Origin of the sequence: Thauera aromatica K172 (assembly GCF_003030465.1) — a bacterium.
Lineage (GTDB): Bacteria > Pseudomonadota > Gammaproteobacteria > Burkholderiales > Rhodocyclaceae > Thauera > Thauera aromatica.
Genome location: NZ_CP028339.1, coordinates 1,653,276 through 1,667,978 on the forward strand (window position 1 = coordinate 1,653,276; position 14,703 = coordinate 1,667,978).

A 14,703-nucleotide genomic window follows, 5' to 3' on the forward strand; every position below is an offset into this window, starting at 1 on the left:
CGGGGAAATCGGGAGAGTGCCGTCCGGGCCGGGGAGGCGGTGCCGGGCATCGCGCTGCGGATTCGGTTGCGGAGGGCGGCGGGGCCGGGTTACTGGCCCCAGCCGAAATGGTCGCGCGCTTCGACGGCCATCTTGTCCGGGCTCCAGGGCGGCTCCCACACCAGGTCGATGCGGATCTGGATGTCGGCGGACAAGACCGCGTCCAGCGCGGCGTGGGCCTCGTCGACGATCATGTCGCCGAGCGGGCACGCGGGAGAGGTCATGGTCATGTCGACATGCACCGCTCCGGGAGTGCAGTCGATGCGATAGACGAGACCGAGATCGACGATGTTCATGCCGACCTCGGGGTCCATGACTTGGCGCAAGGCCTGGCGGACGTCGTCGGGGTCGGGAGTGGCTGCGGTATTCATGGTCTTCGGGTGGACGAGAGGCAGGAGGGGCGATGATGGATCACATCGCTCCCCTCATCAAGCGCGGTGCGGCGCGGCGCAGTAGAATCCGGCCCGTGGCCACGGCCCGGGCATGTGCCGTGGCAGCCCCCCGTTCCCGCTCGCCCGAGGAGTCCCATGACAGATACCGCGCTGCAACAAGAGATCGCTCCCGCCCGCAAGGCCGAAATCCTGGCCGAGGCGCTGCCCTACATCAAGCGCTTCTTCGACAAGACCATCGTCATCAAGTATGGCGGCAACGCGATGACCGACCCGCACCTCAAGGACTGCTTCGCGCGCGACGTCGTGCTGCTGAAGCTGGTCGGCCTGAACCCGGTGGTGGTGCACGGCGGCGGCCCCCAGATCGAGAACCTGCTCGCCCGCGTCGGCAAGAAGGGCGAATTCGTCCAGGGCATGCGGGTGACCGACGCCGAGACCATGGAAGTGGTCGAGATGGTGCTCGGCGGCCAGGTGAACAAGGAAATCGTCAATCTCATCAACAAGCATGGCGGGAAGGCCGTGGGCCTCACCGGCAAGGACGCCGGTTTCATCCGCGCGAAGAAGCTGCTGATGCAGCGCAAGGATGCGCCCGAGGGCGACCTCATCGATGTCGGCCAGGTGGGCGAGATCACCGCCATCGACCCGAGCCTGATCGCCTTCCTCGACCAGGGCGACTTCATCCCGGTGATCGCGCCGATCGGGGTGGGGGAGGAAGGCGAGACCTACAACATCAACGCCGACGTGGTCGCGGGCAAGCTGGCCGAGATCCTGAAGGCGGAAAAGCTGGTGCTGCTGACCAATACGCCGGGCGTGCTGGACAAGGCCGGCAACCTGCTGACCGGGCTGACGCCGCGCCAGATCGAGGATCTCGTCGCCGACGGCACGCTGTCGGGGGGAATGCTGCCGAAGATCGGCTCGGCGCTCGATGCGGCGCGCAACGGGGTGAAGTCGGTGCACATCATCGATGGCCGGGTGGAACACTGCCTGCTGCTCGAAATCCTCACCGACCACGGCGTCGGTACCATGATCAAGAGCAAATAACCCGGCGGAGCGGCCGCCGGCCCCGTGCGGGCGGCTATGCGTGCGACAGGCGGCGGACGAAGTCCACCACCGTGCCGACGGTGGCGAACGAGCTGCCGTCGACTTCGTCATCCGGCACTTCGATGCCGAACCGGGTTTCGATTTCCTGGATGACGGCGATCACCGCCATCGAGTCCAGCTCGGTCAGGCTGCCGAGCAGCGGGGTGTCGGCATCGAAGCTCAGTGCCCGACCATCGAGGCAGAGCACCTCGTCGAGCAGCGACAGCACTTCTTCGTGAATCTCCAAGGGACGCTCTCCGCATAAGGGCAAAGAGGGCGCGGTCGACTGTGCGGCCTGCGCCCTGACGCGGGCATTATACTTGCGCGCGACTCCTGATTGATCGTGCGCAGTCCTGACGAGATCCGACATGCTTTCCCGCGACCTGCTCCACCACCTGATCACCGCTGCCGCCGAGCGCGATAGCGCACGCCTGGCGCTGAGCGCGGGGCAGGGCGGCCTCGACTATGGCACGCTTTACCACGGCTGCGCGCAATTTTGCGCCGGCCTGCTCGCGCTCGGGCTCGCGCGCGGCGAGCGGGTGGCGGTCTATCTGGAAAAACGGCCGGAGTTCGTCCTCGCCGCGTTCGGCGCCAGCGCCGCGGGCGGCGTGCTGGTGCCGGTCAATCCGGTGCTGAAAGGGCCGCAGGTCGGCCACATCCTGCAGGACTGCAACGTCCGCGTGCTGGTGACGAGTGCCGAGCGCCTGGCCGCTCTCCGCGATACCCTGGCGAACTGCCACGACCTGTGCCACGTGGTCCTTACCGGCGAGCCGGCTACGCTCCCCGTGCTTCCCGGGGTCTCGGTGCATCGCTGGCACGAGCTGCTCGCGGCGCCGCCCGCTGCCGGCCACCGCGTGATCGACAGCGACATGGCGGCCATCCTGTACACGTCGGGCAGCACCGGACGGCCCAAGGGCGTCGTCCTGTCGCACCGCAACATGGTGGCCGGGGCGCGTAGCGTCGCGCACTACCTCGGGAACCATGCCGGCGACACCTTGCTCGCGGCGCTGCCGCTGTCCTTCGACGCCGGCTTTTCCCAGCTCACCACCGCGTTCCATGCCGGCGCCCGGGTCGTGCTGCTCAACTACCTGCTGCCGCGCGACGTGCTCAAGGCGGTCGAGCGCGAGCGGGTCACCGGACTGACCGCGGTGCCGCCGCTGTGGATCCAGCTCGCTCAGCTGGAATGGCCGCAGGGCATCGACGCCCACCTGCGCTACATCGCCAACACCGGCGGGCGGATGCCGCGGGAGACGCTCGATCGCTTGCGCGCGATGCTGCCGCGGACCCGCCCGAACCTGATGTACGGCCTCACCGAAGCTTTTCGCGCGACCTGGCTGCCGCCCGAGGAGGTGGACCGCCGCCCGGACTCGATCGGCAAGGCCATCCCCAATGCCGAAGTGATGGTGCTGCGCGAGGACGGGAGCGAATGCGCGCCCCACGAGCCGGGCGAGCTGGTGCAGCGCGGCGCGCTGGTGGCGATGGGCTACTGGAACGACCCGGAGCGCACCGCCGAACGCTTCCGCCCGCTGCCGGCGCGGGCGCCGGGGCGCGAGGGCGGACTGGTGCTGCCCGAGGTCGCGGTGTTTTCCGGCGACACCGTGCGCCGCGACGAGGACGGCTTCCTGTATTTCATCGGCCGCCGCGACGAGATGATCAAGACTTCGGGCTATCGGGTCAGCCCGACCGAAGTCGAGGAGATCGTCTATGCGACCCGCCTGGTCGGCGAATGCGCCGCGTTCGGCGTGCCGCACGATACCCTGGGCCACAGCATCACCGTGGTCGCGACCGCCCCCGACGGGGCCGGGCTCGATGTCGACGAACTGCGCGCCGCGTGCCGGGCGCGGATGCCGGCCTACATGGTGCCGGCCTCCATCGAGGTGTATCCCGGCCCGCTGCCGCGCAACCCCAACGGCAAGATCGACCGCAAGGCGCTCGCCGACAGGGTGTTTCCGGGCGGGATTTCCGGCTGAAACGTCCGGACGCCCGCCTCCTTTTCCGCTTCCTGCCGTCCTGCTCCGTTCGAGTGAAACCACGATGTCCCTGACGCCCGCCGCTTCGAAGACACCTCCCGCGCATGCGCCGATGAACCAGTTCGCAGCCGGCGACGGCGAACTGCGGATCGGCGGCATGCCGCTCACCCGCCTCGCTGCGCGCGTCGGACAGACGCCGTTCTATGCCATCGACCGCAGCGTGGTGGCGGCGCGGGTCGCGGAGCTGCGCGCCGCGCTGCCGCCGGCGGTGAAGCTGCACTACGCGATGAAGGCCAACCCGATGCCGGCGCTGGTCGGGCATCTGGTCGGCCTGGTCGACGGCATCGACGTGGCCTCGGCCGGAGAGCTGAAAGTGGCGCTCGATGCCGGTGCCGATCCGCGCCACATCAGCTTCGCCGGCCCGGGCAAGCGGGACGCCGAGCTGCGCCAGGCGGTCGCCGCCGGGATCCTGGTCAACCTCGAATCGGCCCGCGAGATCGCGCCGCTCGCCCAAGCTTCGCAGGCGCTGGGCCTGCCGGCGCGGGTGGCGGTGCGGGTCAATCCCGATTTCGAGCTCAAGTCTTCAGGAATGAAGATGGGCGGCGGGCCGCGGCCGTTCGGGGTGGATGCCGAGAGAGTACCGGCCGTGCTCGCCGAAATCGGCCGCGCCGGGCTGGCGTTCGAAGGCTTCCACCTGTTCGCCGGTTCGCAGAACCTGAAGGCGGAGGCGATCGTCGATGCCCAGCGGCGCAGCTTCGAGCTGGCGCTGCGGCTGGCCGAAGCGGCGCCGGCGCCGCTCCGCTTCCTCAACCTGGGGGGCGGTTTCGGGATTCCCTATTTCCCCGGCGAGCAGCGTCTCGAGCTTGCGCCGGTGGCCGCCAATCTCGCGGCGATCGCCGCCGATACCGCCCGCCTGCTGCCGCAGGCCGAACTCGTCATCGAACTCGGGCGCTACCTGGTCGGGGAGGCGGGGATCTATGTGTGCCGTGTGCTCGATCGCAAGGTGTCGCGCGGCCACGTTTATCTGGTGACCGACGGCGGGCTGCACCACCATTTGTCGGCGAGCGGCAATTTCGGCCAGGTGCTGCGCAAGAACTATCCGCTCGCGATCGGCAACCGCATGGGTGAAGCCGGGCAGGAAACGGTTTCGGTGGTCGGGCCGCTGTGCACTCCGCTCGATTTGCTCGGCGATCGCGTGCTGTTGCCGGCGGCGCAGGCGGGCGACCTGGTGGTGGTGTTCCAGTCGGGCGCGTACGGCGCCAGCGCCAGCCCGCAGGCTTTCCTGGGGCATCCGCCGGCGCTGGAAGTGCTGGTGTGAAGTGACCGTGCGCCCCGCCCCGCTGCCGGGCGCGGGGCGGGAGCCGGGCGGGGACGGTTCAGTCGATGCTCAGCCGCTTCGCTTGCGCTTCGGCCTTCTTCGGCAGGCTCAGCTCCAGCACCCCGTCGTTGAAGCGGGCGCTGGCCTTGGCTTCGTCGATTTCCTGGCCGAGCTGGAAGCTGCGCGAGACCTTGCCGAAGTAGCGTTCGGTGCGCAGCACCTTTTCGCCCTCCTTGACCTCCTTCTCCTGTTTGCGCTCGGCGCTGATCGAAACCACCGGGCCGTCGATATGGACGTGGATGTCTTCTTTCTTCATGCCGGGCAGCTCGGCATGGACTTCATAGCCCGCCGCGTTTTCCTTGACGTCGACGCGCATCTGCGGCGCGTCGGTGCTGAGATTGGCGAGGCTGCCGCCTCCGCCGAAATCCACCGGGCGGACGAAAAAGCCACGGAAAAAGTCTTCCAGCGGGTCGACACGACGAGTGAGGTTGTTGCCCATGTCACGTTCTCCTTCTCTTTCAGACATGCCGGAAAACCCGGCTTCATCCCGAATATAGGTGGGAACGGACGCTTTTCAAGAGGGCGGCATTGCGGCCGGGAAGGGCCGCGCGGCGTCGGGCCCGCCGCTGGCGGTGGGGGCTTCCCGGCCCCGACTTACTGCCGGGCGGCCGGCGTAGCGGAGGGCGCGGTGCCATCGTCCGCCCCGTCTTCGGTGAGGCATACGCTGAAGTCCACGCCCTGGTCGGCCCAGGCGGCGGCGGCGTCGTGGAAGATTTCCAGCGCGGTGGCGAGGGTCTCCGGCGCCGCGCGGCGCAGGGGAGCGGCCTGCGTGAGCGTGATCCGGTACGCGCTGGCAGGCAGCCAGGACAGATCGGTCAGGCAATCGGCGAGCGCGTCCCAGTTGTGCCCGAACCAGCCGGGGAAGTGCAGCGCCGCGGCGATGCGCGCAAGCAGTTCGGCCTTGCTGTCGCAGCCGTCGAGGGCGATGGTGACGGCGACGATCTCGGAGCCGGAGCCGGTGGGGGTGGCGGAGTTGGCGGGTGTCGGGGAAGAGGCGCTCATGGCAGGGGCTCGATCCGGCGGAAGCTGCGGTAGTGGTCCGCCGTGTAGTAGAACACTTCCGGTGGGTCGCCGCCGGTGACGATGCGCCGTGCGCCGCGATCGCGCGCGCCGGGAGTGGGGACGGTGTATTCGCGGTAATAGCCCGGTGGCTTGGCCGGCAGCAGGCGTTCGCGGTTGTGGAAAACGCTGCCGTCCTTGCGGTAGGGGAAGGGGCCGCCGTCGCCGATCCGCTCCAGCACCGCCACCGCTTCGGCGGGCAGGCCGGGCGGGACGGCGCCGTCCGGGGCCGCAGGGGCGCACGCCGCAAGTGGGGCGAAGAGGGCGAGCAGGAACAGCAGGCGGGTGAGCAGGGTGCGGAGCATGGCGGGGCTACCCGGGAAAGGAACGAGGGACGGGAGGCGAGGGGGGCGGAAAGGCGGAAAGCGGATATTGACGCTGGCGAGGTGTAGGCCTAGACTTTTCCGACTGTTTAACTCAACTTTTCAGGTTTTCACCATGGACATTCAGGACGTCATCCGCGACCAGGTCACCAACAACGCCGTGGTCCTCTACATGAAGGGCTCGCCCCAGTTCCCGCAGTGCGGCTTTTCCTCGACCGCGGTGCAGATCCTCAAGAACTGCGGGGTGCGCGAGGTCGTGGCGGTGAATGTGCTGGCCGACAGCGACATCCGCCAGGGCATCAAGGAATACTCCAACTGGCCGACCATTCCGCAGCTGTACATCAAGGGCGAGTTCGTCGGCGGCAGCGACATCATGCGCGAGATGTACGAAAACGGCGAGCTGCTGCAGATGCTGAAGGATGCCGGCGCGGTCCAGGAAGGCTGAAGCCCCGGCGCTCCGGTTTTTTCGTCGAATCGGCCTGCCAGCGCCCGGTGCGCGGCAGGCCGATTGTCTTGTCCGGCCGCAACGGGCGCGCGGAGTTGGGCGCCCGCGTCCCGGCGGGCGTGATCATCCCCCCGCCAATCGAATGCCGCTCGGGTCGGACGGTGTCGCGTATTGCGCTGCCCGGTCAGCCGCCGCGGTCGGCGCGGGCGCGGGCGATCGCGGCACGCACCTGTTCGGGTGCGGTGCCGCCGACGTGCTTGCGCGAGGCGAGCGAGCCTTCGACCGTGAGTACGGCGAAGATGTCCGTGCCGAGGCGCTCGGCCGCGCCCGGGACGTGGGCCATGGCGATACGCAACTCGTCGAGCGAGAACTGCGGCAGGTCGCAGCCCTTGACGTCGGCCGCGCGCACCGCGAGCGCCACCGCCTCATGGGCATCGCGGAAGGGCAGGCCTTTCTTCACCAGATAGTCGGCGAGGTCGGTGGCGGTGGCGTAGCCCTGGCTCAGCGCGCCGCGCATGGCCTCGGCCTTGACCCGGATGCCGGTGATCATGTCGGCGTAGATGCGCAGGGTGTCGATCACCGTGTCGGCGGTGTCGAACAGCGGCTCCTTGTCTTCCTGGTTGTCCTTGTTATAGGCCAGCGGCTGGCCTTTCATCAGCGTCAGCAGCGCGATCAGGCTGCCATTGACGCGGCCGGTCTTGCCGCGCACGAGCTCGGGCACGTCCGGATTCTTCTTCTGCGGCATGATCGAACTGCCGGTGCAGAAGCGGTCGGCGAGGTCGATGAAGCCCACGCGCGGGCTCATCCACAGGATCAGCTCTTCGGACAGGCGCGACAGGTGGGTCATCAACAGCGCCGCGGCGGCGCAGAACTCGATGGCGAAGTCGCGGTCGCTGACGGCGTCGAGCGAGTTGAAGCAGACCTCGTCGAAGCCGAGCTCAGAAGCGACGAACTCGCGGTCGATCGGGTAGTTGGTGCCGGCCAGCGCCGCCGCGCCCAGCGGCAGGCGGTTGACGCGCTTGCGGCAGTCGGCAAAGCGTTCGGCGTCGCGCCGGCTCATCTCATAATAGGCCATCAGGTGGTGGCCGAAAGTCACCGGCTGGGCGACCTGGAGGTGGGTGAAGCCGGGCATCGGCGTGCCGGCGTGAGTTTCGGCGACTTCCAGCAGCTTCGCCTGGAATTCGGCGATCAGCGCGAGGATCTGGTCGATCGCATCGCGCAGCCAGAGGCGGATGTCGGTCGCGACCTGGTCGTTGCGGCTGCGCCCGGTGTGGAGGCGCTTGCCGGCGTCGCCGACGAGCGCGGTGAGGCGCTTCTCGATGTTGAGGTGGACGTCCTCGTCGTCGAGGTTCCAGGCGAATTCGCCGCGTTCGATCTCGCCGGCGATCTGCGCCATCCCGCGCTCGATGTCGGCCAGATCCTGCGCGCCGATGATGCCCTGCTTCGCCAGCATCTTGGCGTGGGCGAGCGAACCGCGGATGTCCTGCCGCGCCATGCGCTGGTCGAAGGGCACCGAGGCGGTGTAGCGCTTGACCAGGTCGGAAACGGGTTCGGTGAAGCGGCCCGACCAGGCCTTGGCGGGGGCGTCGGTGGAGGCATTGGCGCCGGTGCCCGGCGTCGTGGTGTCTGTCATGATGGCTGCCGAAAAATGAATCGGCCGGCGTGTCGCCGCCGGCTCCGTGCGAAGACCTGAGGCCGCTGCCGCGGCGCTCATCAAGAGCGGAATTATAGAGCAAAAGCCTCCGCCCCCCGTTTGCCGCCTGATCGTGGGGCGGCCGGTGGCGGGCGCGGCGAGCGTCCTGGATCTTCGGCTGCAACCCGCTCCCGGGCGCGGCTGGCGCCCGGAGGCGGGACGGTCAGCCGCTGTTGCGCAGCCCGGCGGCGATGCCGTTGATCGAGAGGTGGATGCCGTTGCGGATGCGCTCGTCGACGCTGCCGTCGGCGGCCTGCTCGCGGTGGCGGCGCAGCAGCTCGACCTGGACGTGGTTGAGCGGGTCGAGGTAGGGGAAGCGGTTGCGGATCGAGCGCTTCAACAGCGGGTTGCCGTCGAGCAGCCCGGCCTGGCCGGTGATCGCGAGCAGGGCCTCGACGGTGGTCTGCAGCTCGGCGCGGATGCGGCCGAAGATCGCCTCGCGCAGCGCGGCGTCCTTCACCAGCGCGGCATAGCGGCTGGCGATTGCCAGATCGCTCTTCGCCAGCACCATGTCCATGTTCGAGAGCAGGGTGGCGAAGAAGGACCACTCGCGCACCATGCGCTGCAGCAGCGCGAGGCCGTCCCCGGGGCGGGCGGCGAGGAAGGCCTGCACCGCGCTGCCGAAGCCGAACCAGCCCGGCAGCATCAGCCGGCACTGCGACCAGCTGAACACCCAGGGAATCGCGCGCAGGTCCTCGATGCGCGTGCCCTTCTTGCGCGAGGCCGGGCGGCTGCCGATGTTGAGGCCGGCGATCTCGGCGATCACGGTCGACTCCCAGAAATACTGCTCGAAGCCCTCGGTCTCGTAGACCAGCCCGCGATAGGCGGCGAACGCCGCATCCGACAGCTGCTGCATCGCTTCGAGGAAGGCGGGCGGCGTCGGCGCGGCCCCGGCCGGCCGCAGGCTGGTCTCGAGCGTCGCGGCCACGAGCACTTCGAGGTTGCGCCGGCCCACTTCCGGGTTGCCATATTTGGCACCGATCACCTCGCCCTGCTCGGTGAGGCGGATCTGGCCCTGCACCGCGCCCTCGGGCTGGGCGAGGATGGCCTGGTAGCTGGGGCCGCCGCCGCGCCCGACTGAGCCGCCGCGGCCGTGGAACAGGCGCAGGCGCACGCCGTGGCGGGCGAACACTTCGACCAGTTCGCCCTCGGCCTTGTACAGCGCCCAGCCCGAGGTGAGAAAGCCGCCGTCCTTGTTGCTGTCCGAGTAGCCGAGCATCACTTCCTGGGCGTGGCCGCGGGCGGCGAGCAGGCCGCGGTAGATCGGCAGCGCAAAGAGCCGCTCCATGACGCCAGCGGCCTGTTCGAGGTCGCCGATGGTCTCGAACAGCGGCACCAGGTTCACGTCGAGGGCGTGCTCGAGCGGGCGCAGCAGGCCGGCTTCCTTCAGCAGCACGGCGAGTTCGAGCAGGTCGGAAACGTCGTCGGTCTTGGAAATGATGCAGTTGCGGATCGCTTCGGCGCCGTAGCGCAGGTGGGCGCGGCGGGCGGCGCGAAAGATCGCCAGCTCGCCTTCGGTCTCGTCCGAGTAGCGCACGTGCGGCGAGGCCAGGGGCCGTGCGGTGGCCAGTTCCTCGAGCAGCAGCGCGCAGCGGCCGGCCTCGTCGTGGCTCGAGTAGGCAGTGCCGGGGCGGGCGAGCTCGAGCAGCTCGGCGACGACGCGCTCGTGCACGTCGGAATTCTGGCGCAGATCGAGCGGCGCCAGATGAAAGCCGAACACCTTCACCGCACGGCGCAGGTGGCGCAGCCGGCCGCGTGCGAGCGCCCCCGAGCCGTTGGCCACGAGCGAGCGGTGGAGCACGTCGAGGTCCTCGGCGAGCGCGGCGGCGCCGGCGTAGGGCTCGGCCTCGGCCACCGCGTGGCGCGCCGGCGCGCTGCCGAGCAGGTGGCGATAGGTGGCCGCGAGCCGCGCGTAGATGCCCGAGATCGCGCGCCGGTAGGGCTCGCCGCTGCGGTGCGGGGAGTGGTCGGGCGAGCGCGCGGCGAGCGCGAGCAGCGCTTCCGAGGCGCTCACCAGGCCGAGGCCGAGCGAGAGCTGCGAGCCGAGCACGTGCAGCTCGTCGAGGTAGTGGCCGAGCGCCACCGCGGCGTGCATCGCCAGGGCGCGCTCGAGCACCTCGGCGGTGACGTAGGGGTTGCCGTCGCGGTCGCCGCCGATCCAGCTGCCCACCTGCAGGAAGGCGGCGAGCTCGGGTGCGCCGAGCGCGGGGGCGGCGGCGGCGAGGCGGTCCTCGAGGCCGGCGTAGAGGCGTGGCAGTTCGTGGAGGAAGGTGGTGTCGAAGTAGGACAGGCCATTGTTGACCTCGTCGATCACCGACAGCTTGGCGGTGCGCAGCATGCGCGTCTGCCACAGCGTGAGCACCGCGCGGCGCAGCGCCTCGAGGTTGGCCTCGGCCTCCTCGGGGGTGAGCTGCATGCGGTCGCGCTCATCGAGCAGGCGGGCGATCACGGTTTCGCAGTTGAGGATGCTTTTGCGCTGGACTTCGGTCGGATGCGCGGTGAGCACCGGCGAGATCAGCGCGGCATCGAAAAACTCCACCAGGCCGGCGGCATCGGTCGCCTCGTCGGCGAAAGCTTCGGTGAGCGCATGGGCGAGGCTGCCTGCGCGCGGCGCCGAGCCGGCGATCAGGTGGGCGCGCGAGCGGCGGATGTGGTGCTGGTCCTCGGCGATGTTGGCGAGGTGCGAGAAGTAGCTGAAGGCGCGCACGACCTGGATCGTCTGCTCGCGCGACAGCGCATCGAGGATGTCCTCGAGCTCGCGCCGCGCGGCGATGTCGTCGTCGCGGCGGAAACGCACCGAGTTCTGGCGGATGCGTTCGATCAGCTCGAAGGCGGCGGCGCCTTGCTGGTCGCGCACGGTGTCGCCGAGCAGGCGGCCGAGCAGGCGGATGTCTTCGCGCAGGGGGGCGTCTTTGTCTTGGGTCATGTTTTCGGTGAGGAGGGGAACTGCCTGCCCGCGGCGGTCCGGGTCCAGCTCCGGCAGCGGGCAGGCGTGGAAGGGGGAGTCGGCACGCATGCTAGAATTGCGCCCTGCCGACGCACCATTGGTGCGAACCCTGATGCTGCGGTGCGGCGAAAATAGCTTGCCGCAGCATGATCCCTTCCTGTCTGGTGAGTTAAGCATCGTGAGCCAAGCGACCCCCGAGCGCATCGTCATCGCCACCCGTGAAAGCCGCCTCGCCCTGTGGCAGGCCGAGCACATCAAGGCCCGGCTCGAAGCCCTGTATCCGGGCTGCCGCGTCGAGCTGCTCGGCATGACCACCCGCGGCGACCAGATCCTCGATCGCCCGCTCGCCAAGGTCGGTGGCAAGGGCCTGTTCGTCAAGGAACTGGAAACCGCGCTGCTCGACGGACGCGCCGACATCGCCGTGCACTCGATGAAGGACGTGCCGATGGAAATGGGCGAGGCGTTCGCCCTGCCCTGTATCTGCGCGCGCGAAGTGCCGCTCGACGCCTTCGTCTCCCGCCGCTATGAAAGCCTCGCCGACATGCCGCCGGGAGCGGTCGTCGGGACTTCGTCGCTGCGCCGCGAATCGCAGATCCATGCCCAGTACCCCTTCCTCGGCGTCACCAGCCTGCGCGGCAACCTCGACACCCGGCTGCGCAAGCTCGATGAAGGCCAGTACGACGCGATCATCCTCGCCGCCGCCGGCCTGACCCGGCTGGGGATGGGGGAGCGCATCCGTTCGATCCTGCCGGCCGAAGTGTCCCTGCCTGCCGCCGGGCAGGGTGCGCTCGGCATCGAGTGCCTGGCCGCGCGCGAGGACGTGATCGGCTGGCTGCAGCCGCTGGCCGACGCCGATACCACCGCCTGCGTCCTCGCCGAGCGTGCGGTGGCGCGCGCGCTGGCGGGCAGCTGCGAAGTGCCGCTCGGCGCCTATGCGCTGATCCGTGCAGGCCGGCTGTGGCTGCGCGGCTTCGTCGCCCGCCCGGATGGCAGCGAGATCGTGCGCGCCGAGCGGGAAGGGGCTGCCGGCGAAGCCGAAAGCCTCGGCCGGGCCCTGGCCGAGGCCTTGCGCGCGCAGGGGGCCGAGGCCCTCCTTGCCGATCTCGGCTGATCCGGCCCCGCGTGCGACCGCGCCGATGACTGCGCCGGATTCCGCTCCCGCCCTGTCCGCCAACGCCCCCCTGCGCGGGCGGACCCTGGTGGTGATGCGCCCGCGCGAACAGGCCGCGGGCCTGTGCGAGCGCATCCGTGCCGCCGGCGGCCACGCCCTGCAGTTCCCGGTGATCGCGGTCGGGCCTGCGCTCGACCCGGCGCCGCTGGAAGAGATCGTGACGCGCCTGGACGCGTTCGATCTGGCCTTCTTCGTCAGCCCGAACGCGGCGAACTATGCGATGCAGTTCATCCTCGCGCGCCGTTCCTGGCCCGCCGGGCTGAAAGTCGCGACCGTGGGCAAGGGCAGCGAGCGCGTCCTCGCGACTTACGGCTGCACCGCGGTGATCGCGCCGCAGCAAGGCTTCGACAGCGAAGCGGTGATCGCCCTGCCCGAGTTCTCCGCGGCGGCCGTTGCCGGGCGTAAGGTGCTCATTCTTCGTGGTGACGGGGGACGCGAGCTGCTTGCCGAGACCTTGCGTGAACGCGGTGCCAGCGTCGAGTACGTGACCTGCTACCGGCGCTTTTGCCCGAAGCTCGATCCGCGCTCGCTGCTGGAGCCGGTGGCGCGCGGTGAGATCGACGCCTTGCTCCTGACCAGCAGCGAAGGCGTGCGCAACCTGGAGCAGATGCTGGGCGCCGATGGCCTTGCGGCCTTGCGTCCGGTCACGGTTTTCGCCACTCACCCGCGCATCGCCGCTCAGGCGCGCGCGGCCGGGTTCCATGCGGTGGTGGAAACACCGGCGGGCGACGAAGGCCTGATGGAGGCACTTGTGAACCACTTTGGTTAAACTGACGCCATGAAAGAAGAGACCCCAGCCCTGACTCAGCCGCCCGCATCCGCGCACGCACCGAACAAGGACGACGCCCGGGAAGCTTCCGCGCGCGCGGCCGAGCCGTCCGCTGGCGCGGTGCCGGGGACGGCAGCCGGCGCGGGCGCCGGGGAGTCGACGCGCAGCCCGGCGGCGTGGTGGGCGCTGCTGCTCGCCCTGATCGCGCTCGCCGGTGCCGGCTGGGCGATCTGGCAGGTGCGCGACGCCCGGACGCAGGCGGGTGCACTGCGCGAGGAACTGGCGCAGCGTCTGGCCGAGGGCGAGACGGGCGCGGTCGAGGCGCGCGGCATCGTCCGCCAGCAGCAGGAAGTGATCGCTTCGCTGCAGGGCAAGCTCGGCGTCCTCGACGCCAAGGTCGAGGCCACCGAAGGCCAGGCCGCCGCGCTGGAGGCCTTGTACCAGGAATTTTCCCGCTCGCGCGAGGACGGCGTGATCGCTGAAGTCGAGCAGGCGGTCGTGCTCGCCGCCCAGCAGCTGCAGATCGCCGGCAACGTCGAAGCCGCGCTGATCGCCCTGCAGGAGGCCGAGGCCCGTCTCGCGATCCACGACCGCGGCCAGCTGGCGGCGCTGCGCCGCGCGCTCGCGCGCGACATCGACACGCTCAAGCTGCAGCCTTCGCTCGATGTCTCCGGCCTCGGGCTGCGCCTCGAGCGCCTGCTCGAGCGCGCCGATGCGCTGCCGCTGGCGTTCGAAGGGCCGTTGCCGGCCGAGGCCGCAGTGGGCCGCGAACTGGCGCCGGGGGAGGACGGAGGCCTTGTCGGCTGGGTCGCCGGGGCCTGGCGTGCGACCCGGGCGATCGCGGGCGATGTCTGGGATGAAATCCGCGCCCTGGTCCGGGTCGAGCGCCTCGACCAGACCGATCCGGTGCTGCTGGCTCCGGCGCAGAGCACCTTCCTGCGCGAAAATCTCAAGATTCGCCTGCTGACGGCCAGGCTCGCGCTGCTCGCGCGTGACGGTCGCACCTACGAAGCCGACCTCGCCCAGGCGCGCGCCTGGGTGGAGCGCTTTTTCGATTTGCGCGACGAGCGTGTGCAGCACGCCCTGCTGGAACTGAAAGAACTCGCGGCGGTAAAAGTGCGTTACGAGCCGCCGAGCCTCACCGAAACCTTCACTGCCTTGCGCAATGCCCAGGTGCGGGGAGGACGGCCGGCAGCAGAGGCCGGGCGTGCCCCGGCGACGCTGCCCCCGCCGGTGCCGGCCGGGCCGGAACCGGAGAGCACCGTCGCCGATCCGGCACTACCATCCGCCGCGGCGGCCGAAGCCGACGCGGTGCCCGATACGCCGTCCGAGACCCCCGCCGCCCCCAGCGCGGATGTTCCGCCGGCCGCGGCGTCGACTGCGCCGGACGCGGCTGGAGCTGCGGGCCCGACGCCCGCGGCCGGCGAGTGAGGGCCGAGC

General features: G+C 69.9%; 14 protein-coding genes. 7 read left to right on the top strand and 7 right to left on the bottom strand.

Annotated features, from left to right (window positions below; genetic code table 11):
- Positions 1–89: 89 nt before the first annotated feature.
- Positions 90–410: a metal-sulfur cluster assembly factor gene (locus tag Tharo_RS07820; RefSeq protein WP_107220715.1), complete on the bottom strand. Its 321-nt coding sequence runs from the start codon at positions 408–410 to the stop codon at positions 90–92.
- A gap of 156 nt (positions 411–566) precedes the next feature.
- On the opposite strand from Tharo_RS07820, the gene argB reads away from it, so the two are divergent.
- Positions 567–1,469: an acetylglutamate kinase gene (gene argB / locus Tharo_RS07825; protein ID WP_107220716.1), complete on the top strand. Its 903-nt coding sequence runs from the start codon at positions 567–569 to the stop codon at positions 1,467–1,469.
- 34 nt (positions 1,470–1,503) lie between these two features.
- Here the strand turns inward: argB and Tharo_RS07830 are convergent, their stop codons facing one another.
- Entirely contained in the window at positions 1,504–1,755 is a 252-nt protein-coding gene (locus tag Tharo_RS07830) for an acyl carrier protein (RefSeq protein WP_245881031.1), read from the bottom strand.
- Between the two features lie 121 nt (positions 1,756–1,876).
- Between Tharo_RS07830 and Tharo_RS07835 the strand changes: the two genes are divergently transcribed.
- Complete coding sequence (locus Tharo_RS07835) at positions 1,877–3,478, top strand: acyl-CoA ligase (AMP-forming), exosortase A system-associated (protein ID WP_107220718.1); 1,602 nt, start codon at positions 1,877–1,879, stop codon at positions 3,476–3,478.
- Positions 3,479–3,542: 64 nt separating this feature from the next.
- The gene (locus Tharo_RS07840; RefSeq protein ID WP_425444947.1) at positions 3,543–4,796 is read left to right on the top strand and encodes a pyridoxal-dependent decarboxylase, exosortase A system-associated; all 1,254 of its coding nucleotides are present in this window, start codon (positions 3,543–3,545) and stop codon (positions 4,794–4,796) included.
- A 58-nt stretch (positions 4,797–4,854) separates the two neighbouring features.
- On the opposite strand, the gene Tharo_RS07845 is transcribed toward Tharo_RS07840, so the two are convergent.
- The 3 genes from Tharo_RS07845 to Tharo_RS07855 form a co-directional block, all read right to left on the bottom strand.
- Positions 4,855–5,295 carry an Hsp20/alpha crystallin family protein gene (locus Tharo_RS07845; RefSeq protein WP_075148126.1) on the bottom strand — a complete coding sequence of 147 codons (441 nt, stop codon included), beginning with the start codon at positions 5,293–5,295 and terminating at the stop codon, positions 4,855–4,857.
- A 155-nt stretch (positions 5,296–5,450) separates the two neighbouring features.
- Entirely contained in the window at positions 5,451–5,858 is a 408-nt protein-coding gene (locus tag Tharo_RS07850; RefSeq protein ID WP_107220720.1) for a barstar family protein, read from the bottom strand.
- The gene (locus Tharo_RS07855; RefSeq protein WP_107220721.1) at positions 5,855–6,220 is read right to left on the bottom strand and encodes a guanyl-specific ribonuclease; all 366 of its coding nucleotides are present in this window, start codon (positions 6,218–6,220) and stop codon (positions 5,855–5,857) included. The genes Tharo_RS07850 and Tharo_RS07855 overlap by 4 nt, the downstream gene beginning before the upstream one ends.
- A gap of 133 nt (positions 6,221–6,353) precedes the next feature.
- Between Tharo_RS07855 and grxD the strand changes: the two genes are divergently transcribed.
- Entirely contained in the window at positions 6,354–6,683 is a 330-nt protein-coding gene (gene grxD / locus Tharo_RS07860; RefSeq protein ID WP_107220722.1) for a Grx4 family monothiol glutaredoxin, read from the top strand.
- A gap of 184 nt (positions 6,684–6,867) precedes the next feature.
- Here grxD and argH read toward each other — a convergent pair whose 3' ends face one another.
- The gene (gene argH / locus Tharo_RS07865; protein WP_107220723.1) at positions 6,868–8,316 is read right to left on the bottom strand and encodes an argininosuccinate lyase; all 1,449 of its coding nucleotides are present in this window, start codon (positions 8,314–8,316) and stop codon (positions 6,868–6,870) included.
- A 223-nt stretch (positions 8,317–8,539) separates the two neighbouring features.
- Positions 8,540–11,302 carry a phosphoenolpyruvate carboxylase gene (gene ppc / locus Tharo_RS07870; protein ID WP_107222351.1) on the bottom strand — a complete coding sequence of 921 codons (2,763 nt, stop codon included), beginning with the start codon at positions 11,300–11,302 and terminating at the stop codon, positions 8,540–8,542.
- Between the two features lie 199 nt (positions 11,303–11,501).
- Here ppc and hemC point away from each other — a divergent pair, with 199 nt between their 5' ends.
- The 3 genes from hemC (at position 11,502) to Tharo_RS07885 (ending at position 14,694) form a co-directional block, all read left to right on the top strand.
- Positions 11,502–12,434, top strand: coding sequence for a hydroxymethylbilane synthase (hemC, locus tag Tharo_RS07875; protein WP_107220724.1), 933 nt, complete (start codon positions 11,502–11,504; stop codon positions 12,432–12,434).
- 94 nt (positions 12,435–12,528) lie between these two features.
- The gene (locus Tharo_RS07880; protein ID WP_107222352.1) at positions 12,529–13,263 is read left to right on the top strand and encodes a uroporphyrinogen-III synthase; all 735 of its coding nucleotides are present in this window, start codon (positions 12,529–12,531) and stop codon (positions 13,261–13,263) included.
- A 9-nt stretch (positions 13,264–13,272) separates the two neighbouring features.
- On the top strand, positions 13,273–14,694 hold the full coding sequence (locus tag Tharo_RS07885; protein WP_107220725.1) for a uroporphyrinogen-III C-methyltransferase: 1,422 nt from the start codon (positions 13,273–13,275) through the stop codon (positions 14,692–14,694).
- The last annotated feature ends 9 nt before the right edge of the window (positions 14,695–14,703 follow it).

Bases quoted from the DNA above. Each gene is read 5' to 3' on its own strand.
- Tharo_RS07820 (WP_107220715.1), bottom strand. From the start codon at position 410: ATGAATACCGCAGCCACTCCCGACCCCGACGACGTCCGCCAGGCCTTG.
- argB (WP_107220716.1), top strand. From the start codon at position 567: ATGACAGATACCGCGCTGCAACAAGAGATCGCTCCCGCCCGCAAGGCC.
- Tharo_RS07835 (WP_107220718.1), top strand. From the start codon at position 1,877: ATGCTTTCCCGCGACCTGCTCCACCACCTGATCACCGCTGCCGCCGAG.
- Tharo_RS07840 (WP_425444947.1), top strand. From the start codon at position 3,543: ATGTCCCTGACGCCCGCCGCTTCGAAGACACCTCCCGCGCATGCGCCG.
- Tharo_RS07845 (WP_075148126.1), bottom strand. From the start codon at position 5,295: ATGGGCAACAACCTCACTCGTCGTGTCGACCCGCTGGAAGACTTTTTC.
- Tharo_RS07850 (WP_107220720.1), bottom strand. From the start codon at position 5,858: ATGAGCGCCTCTTCCCCGACACCCGCCAACTCCGCCACCCCCACCGGC.
- Tharo_RS07855 (WP_107220721.1), bottom strand. From the start codon at position 6,220: ATGCTCCGCACCCTGCTCACCCGCCTGCTGTTCCTGCTCGCCCTCTTC.
- grxD (WP_107220722.1), top strand. From the start codon at position 6,354: ATGGACATTCAGGACGTCATCCGCGACCAGGTCACCAACAACGCCGTG.
- argH (WP_107220723.1), bottom strand. From the start codon at position 8,316: ATGACAGACACCACGACGCCGGGCACCGGCGCCAATGCCTCCACCGAC.
- ppc (WP_107222351.1), bottom strand. From the start codon at position 11,302: ATGACCCAAGACAAAGACGCCCCCCTGCGCGAAGACATCCGCCTGCTC.
- Tharo_RS07880 (WP_107222352.1), top strand. From the start codon at position 12,529: ATGCGCCCGCGCGAACAGGCCGCGGGCCTGTGCGAGCGCATCCGTGCC.
- Tharo_RS07885 (WP_107220725.1), top strand. From the start codon at position 13,273: ATGAAAGAAGAGACCCCAGCCCTGACTCAGCCGCCCGCATCCGCGCAC.